Annotated in this window: 4 protein-coding genes; 3 read left to right on the top strand and 1 reads right to left on the bottom strand. The window is 71.6% G+C overall.

What is annotated here, in order from left to right:
• Window positions 1–204 precede the first annotated feature (204 nt).
• The gene (pruA, locus tag MY526_RS24380; protein WP_436705249.1) at window positions 205–1,851 is read right to left on the bottom strand and encodes an L-glutamate gamma-semialdehyde dehydrogenase; all 1,647 of its coding nucleotides are present in this window, start codon (window positions 1,849–1,851) and stop codon (window positions 205–207) included.
• A gap of 159 nt (window positions 1,852–2,010) precedes the next feature.
• On the opposite strand from pruA, the gene MY526_RS24375 reads away from it, so the two are divergent.
• From MY526_RS24375 to MY526_RS24365, 3 genes are all read left to right on the top strand, one after another.
• Complete coding sequence (locus MY526_RS24375; RefSeq protein ID WP_436705248.1) at window positions 2,011–3,033, top strand: helix-turn-helix domain-containing protein; 1,023 nt, start codon at window positions 2,011–2,013, stop codon at window positions 3,031–3,033.
• Between the two features lie 175 nt (window positions 3,034–3,208).
• On the top strand, window positions 3,209–4,858 hold the full coding sequence (locus tag MY526_RS24370; protein ID WP_436705247.1) for a choline dehydrogenase: 1,650 nt from the start codon (window positions 3,209–3,211) through the stop codon (window positions 4,856–4,858).
• 284 nt (window positions 4,859–5,142) lie between these two features.
• On the top strand, window positions 5,143–5,976 hold the full coding sequence (locus MY526_RS24365; protein ID WP_436695368.1) for a GntR family transcriptional regulator: 834 nt from the start codon (window positions 5,143–5,145) through the stop codon (window positions 5,974–5,976).
• Window positions 5,977–6,000 lie beyond the last annotated feature (24 nt).

The raw sequence follows: 6,000 nt of genomic DNA, 5'->3' as shown, positions 1-6,000 counted from the left end.
GTTGACGACGTTGTCCGCACTCCCCCGGGCGACGGTGTTGTCCTGAGGGTCCAGGTTCCGCTCACTCCCCGAGTCGGGCACCTGCTTGACAAGAACCACGATGTTCACGCTGATGACTGCCTTTCCGTGCTTCAGGGGGTCGAAGGACGAGCTGCCGCTCCATGGCTGTCCGGGCCGGACCGGAGCCGGCGGTGACGTAGTGGCTCAGGCGCCCTCGAGCTCGTCGGTCGGCCGGGGGCCTGCCAGCTGCGGGGACCCGGGGTGCCGTGGTGGTCGGTGGTTGCGCTTGACCGCGCGCGGGCTCACGAACCGGATCAGGTTCCACACGGTCCCGGCCTTGTCGTTGGTGCCCGACGCGCGCGAACCCCCGAAGGGTTGCTGGCCCACCGCGGCCCCACTGGGCTTGTCGTTCACGTAGTAGTTGCCGGCGGTGTAGCGCAGGACCTCGTCGGCCTGGGTGAGCGCACGCTCGTCCGTGGCGAAGACGGCGCCGGTGAGCCCGTACGGCGTCGACTCGTCGACCAGCCGCAGCGTCTCCTCCCAGTCGGAGTCGTCGTAGACGTAGGTCGTGAGGACCGGCGCGAAGAGCTCCTCGGTCATGAACGTCGAGTCCGGGTGGGAGACCTCGAGGACGGTCGGCTCGACGAACCACCCGGTGGCGTCGTCGGTGGTCCCCCCGACGAGGACGACGTCCTCGTCCCTGGCCTGAGCCAGCGCGCGCTGGTGCTTCTCGAACTGCCGGGCGTTGATCACCGCACCGACGTGCGTCTGCGGCTCGGTCGGGTCGCCGACGACGAGGCCTCGGGTGAGGTCGACAAGCCGATCTCGTACCGCCGGCCACAGGCTGCGGGGGACGTACAGCCGGGTCGCGGCGGCACACTTCTGCCCCTGGTACTCGAAGGCCCCCCGCACGCACGCAGTCGCGAGCGCGTCGAGGTCGGCCGAGGGGTGCGCGAGCACGAATCCCTTGCCGCCGGTCTCACCGACGACCCGCGGGTAGTTGCGGTACCCGCCCACGTTCGCGCCGACGGTGCGCCAGATGTGCTGGAAGGTGCCGGTCGAGCCGGTGAACGCGACCGCTGCGAGGTCCCGGTGGACCAGGGCCACGTCGCCGATCTCCGGCCCGTCGCCGTGCACGAGGTTGATCACGCCGTCCGGCAGGCCCGCCTCCCGCATGAGCTCCAGGGTGAGGTGGGCGGCGAGCGAGGCACTCTCCGCGGGCTTCCACACGACGGTGTTGCCGAGCAGCGCGGGAGCCAGCGCGAGGTTGTTCATCGACACGAAGTTGAAGGGGGTGACCGCGAAGACGAATCCCTCCAGGGGGCGGTAGTCGACGATGTTCGTCACGCCGTGCGGGGACGTCGGCTGGACGGCCGTGACGTCGACCGCGTTCGCCAGGTTGGCCCGGATGAAGTCGACGGTCTCCGCGGCCGCATCCCCGTCTGCCTGGTCGCTCGTCTTCGAGAGCTCGAGCATGCACGCGGCCACGAGCCGGTCCCGCCAGGGCCCGAACTCGAGCATGTCGGCGGCCCGCCGGAACGGCTCCGCGCGGGACTCCCAGGACTGCTGCGACCAGCTCCGCCACGTGCCGGTGGCCGCCGAGATGGCCAGCTCGACCAGCTCCGCGCCGACGGCGTGCACCTGGCCCAGGTGGACCCGGTGCTGGTGCGGTACGACGATCGGATACGTCCGTCCCGTGCGCACCTCCCGGCCGGCGATGACGTTCGGCACGTCGTAGCCCGCCGTCCTGATCTCTGCCAGTGCCGCGGCGAGACGGTCGTGCTCGGGGGACCCCACCGGCGGGGAACCCCGGGGCGCGGGCGGGCCGGCGTGGCGTGCGGGCGTCGTCATGTCGGCTGTCCTCCGGGAGCGGGCGGGTCGGCGCCTCTCGACCGTAGGAGCGGGTCACATCCCGGCACATCGGCTCGGAAGCGGAACGACGACCGCTTCCTGCGACAGTTGTAGGAAGATCTGCGGCGGCCCCGGAGCGACGCGGGGAGAAGGAGTGCCATGTCGACCGAGGCAGAAGTGCAGGCGGCCGTCGATCGGCTCAACGCGCTGCTCGGCCGTTCCGTCCTCGTCGAGGACGTCGACCAGCACCCCGTGTGGTGGTGTACGCGCGGCCCCGTCGACCCGACCCGGCTGCGGACCATCCTGCATCGCAGGGTGGATCCGGGCGCGGCCGCGATCGTGAAGAGGTTCAAGCTCGACCGCGCCACCTCGCCCGTCAGGACCCCGGCCATGCCGGAGGTCGAGATGTGGTCGCGCTGGTGCGTGCCCCTGCGTCACGAAGGCCGGTTCCTCGGGCTGATGTGGATCCTGGATCGGGACGAGTCGCTGGCCGAGGAGGACCTCGGGCCGGCCATCGACTGCGCCGAGCTCGCGGCGGCCGTGCTCGCGAAGACTCGTCAGTCCGCCGAGAGCATCCGCTTCGTCCGGGACGAGCTGGTGGCTCGCCTGCTGGAGGGCCCGGACGAGGAGGCGGTCCGGGAGTTGGCCCGTCTCCAGCAGATCCCGCATGATGCGCTCGTCCAGATCGAGGCGCCTGCGCGACCGGGTGGCTGGACGCTGCCCGACGACATGTCGCTGCACGTGGTCAGCCGCGGCCCCCGCGCTGCGACCAGCGGCGCTCCCCTCCCGCTCATCGCGCTCAGGGAGGCGGTGCGCCGGGCGGCGGCGACCCGCCGCGCCGTCCTCGCCGGAGCTCGCCCGGACCCGCCGACGTGGGACGGGCTGGGTGCCTGGCGGCTGATCGTCGACGCCCCGGAGGACCTGACCGTGGAAGCCCTGCACCCGGGGGCGGCGATCCTCGCCGCGCAGCCGCGGAACGACCTGCTCACGACCGCCCGCCTGCTGGTCGACGTCGGAGGGGACGTGACCACCGCGGCGCACGAGCTCCACGTGCACCGCACGACGATCTACTACCGCCTCGAACGCATCAAGGAGCTGACCGGCGTCGACATGCAGGACGGCCTGGCCCGCACCCACCTGCAGCTCGCCCTCTGGCTCGTCGCCTACCGGGCCCAGCCCTGATCGTCGCCGGAACGGGGACCGGGGACCGGCTTCGACAGTTGTCGTAACGGGTCGGACCGTTTTGCGAAGCCTCGGTGCAGCGTCGGAGCCCGTCGTCGCCCTAGCGTCCTCGCGATGAGCCATCACGCCCATCCAGATGCGTCGGTGGTCTCCGATCAAGACAGGGAGTCATCGCATGGACACGCGTTACGACTACATCGTGGTCGGCGCCGGCACCGCCGGCTGCATCGTGGCGGCCCGGCTCAGTGAGGACCCCGACGTCGAGGTGCTGCTCGTCGAGGCCGGCGGAACCGACCGGCTGCCGATCATCGCCATGCCCGGCGCGCTCCCCTTCGTCTACCAGAACAAGTACATCCAGTGGGGCCACCAGTCCGGTCCCGAGCCCGAGCTCGGCGGCAAGGTCATCGACGAGAAGGCCGGCAAGGTCATCGGCGGATCGTCGTCGATCAACGCGATGATCTTCAACCGTGGCAATCCGATGGACTACGACGGCTGGGCCGCCGACGGCCTTCCGGACTGGGACTTCGCCCGCTGCCTGCCCTACTTCCGCAAGATGGAGACCTTCGAGGACGGGCCCGACGACTGGCGCGGCGGGGACGGGCCGCTGCTGATCACCCGCGCCCGGGCCGAGCACAAGCTCTACGAGGCGTTCCTGCACGCCGGGGTGGAGGCCGGTCACGAAGTGACCGCCGACCACAACGGCTACCGCCAGGAGGGCCTGCACATCGCGCAGTCGTTCATCGCCAACGGCGTGCGCTCCAGCTCCTCCCGCGCCTACCTGCGCCCGGCCGCCGGCCGGTCCAACCTGCACGTGCTGAAGCGGGCCACGGTCCGCCGCGTGCTGTTCGAGAACGGCGCGGCCGTCGGCATCGAGGTTGCCGCACGGCGCGGCGCACCCCGCCGGATCCGGTGCGCGCGCGAGGTCATCGTCTCCGCCGGCGCCATCAACTCGCCCCGGCTGCTCATGCTGTCGGGCGTGGGGGATCCCGACGAGCTGGCCCGGCACGGCATCGGGCTGATCGCCGAGGCCCGCCAGGTCGGGCAGAACCTGCAGAACCACCCCGGCGTCGACATCCAGTTCGCCACCGACGACGCCGACTCCCTCACGTCGCAGATCGACCTGCTCGGGCGGGCGCGACTCGGCGCCGAGTGGCTGCTGCGCCGCCAGGGGCTGGGCACCACGAACTTCTTCGAGGCCGGAGCGTTCCTCCGCGGCCGTGACGACGTCGACTTCCCCAACCTGCAGTACGAGTTCCTGCCCCTGACCCGGCAACTGCGCAACGGCCGCCTCGTGCCGGTCCCCGGCTTCCAGTTCTGGGTCGACCTGTCCCGTCCGCACAGCCGCGGCTCGGTCCGGCTCCGCTCCGCCGACCCCGACGACGCACCGCTGACGGTCTTCAACACCTACAGCTGCCGCGAGGACCTCGCCGACATGGTCCGCGCCGTCCGCCAGTCCCGGGAGCTGGTGGCCCAGCCCAGCCTCGCCAAGTACTGCCGGGCCGAGCTCAACCCCGGACCCGACGTGCAGACCGACGCGGAGATCGAGGCCTGGATCCGTACCGCGACCGGCACCTCCTACCACCCGTCCGGCACCTGCCGGATGGGTGCCGACGACGACGCCGTCGTCGACAGCCAGGGACGGGTCAACGCGGTCACCGGACTGCGCGTCGTCGACGCCTCCATCATGCCCAGGGTCATCACCGGCAACCTCAACGCCCCGGTCATGATGATGGCCGAGAAGATCGCCGACCGGATCAGAGGCATCCAGCCCGCACCGGCATCCACCGCCGGCTACTACCGACGACTCAGCTCCGCGCAGGCCTGAGCACTCCCGTCGACTGCGGCCCGGCTCGCCGGAACGGTCTCCCCCGACTGCGGGGGCTCGACGCCCGGACTCAGCGGTGACCGCCACACGCGCGGGCGCCCCGGCCTCCCAGCGCCGCACGCGAGGGCCCCGTGGACACGCCACGACCCGCCGTCGCCGGCACCGATCCCGTCCGGCCCGGACTCAGCTCCAGCAGGATGCCCACCCTCGGCGCCCCCGGTGCAGCAGCGACCCGAGTTGTCTGCACCGTCTCGTCGGTTGTCCTGTCGGGTAGCCTCGAAGCCGTGCTGGATCAGGCCCGTCCCGACGACCAGCCGGGTGGGCGACTCCCCACGGAGCACCGCCGTCGCTCCACCGTGACCGCGAAGGTGGTCCGGTCACTCGAACGACGCCTGTCGCAGGGGGAATGGGCGGCGGGCGACCGACTGCCCTCTGAGCCGACGTTGGCCAAGGAGCTGGGCGTCAGCAGGGTCACCGTCCGAGCCGCCCTCGCGCAGCTGGAGAACGACGGGATCGTCAACCGGCGCCACGGCTCGGGCACGTACGTCAACTCCGTCCGGCCACTCGTGAGCAGCCTGCACCTCAACATGGGCGCCGAGCAGGTCATCCGGTCGACCGGGCACACGCCAGGGGTCGCTGAGATGTCCTGGCGGCAGGTGGAGGCTGACGAGGAGATCGCCGATCGCCTCGCCGTGGAGGTCGGCACGGCCGTCGTCCACCTCTACCGCGTCCGCACCGCGGACGGCGTGCCCGTCACGGTCTCTCACGACTACTTCCCGGCGTCCCTCCTCCCGGAGCAGACCCCGACCCTGGGGCCGTCGCTCTATCAGTTCCTGTCGACGGTCTGCGGCATCGACGTGACCTTCGGCATCGCGACGCTCGAGCCCGCGCACGTCGGCGCCGAGCAGGCCCCCGCCCTTGGGGTCCCGAGCGATGAGCTGTGCCTGGTGATCAGGCAGGTGGACTACGACTCCGCCGAGCAGCCGGTCTCCTACTCGGTCGAGTACCACCTGGCGAGCGCCCTCAGCTTCCAGCTCGTGCGGCAGGGGCCACACCCCGTCCAGGCCGCCGGTCCCCCGGCGCATGCCGACCGGGGAGAACGCCTCCGCGCTCGCTGAACCGCCGGCCCCGTTCCGGCGGGT

This window comes from Geodermatophilus sp. CPCC 205761 (assembly GCF_051383655.1).
GTDB lineage: Bacteria > Actinomycetota > Actinomycetes > Mycobacteriales > Geodermatophilaceae > Geodermatophilus.
The sequence above is the reverse complement of the archived record's forward strand: the minus strand, read 5'-3'. Positions and strand labels throughout refer to the sequence as shown.

Bases quoted from the DNA above. Each gene is read 5' to 3' on its own strand.
- pruA (WP_436705249.1), bottom strand. From the start codon at position 1,851: ATGACGACGCCCGCACGCCACGCCGGCCCGCCCGCGCCCCGGGGTTCC.
- MY526_RS24375 (WP_436705248.1), top strand. From the start codon at position 2,011: ATGTCGACCGAGGCAGAAGTGCAGGCGGCCGTCGATCGGCTCAACGCG.
- MY526_RS24370 (WP_436705247.1), top strand. From the start codon at position 3,209: ATGGACACGCGTTACGACTACATCGTGGTCGGCGCCGGCACCGCCGGC.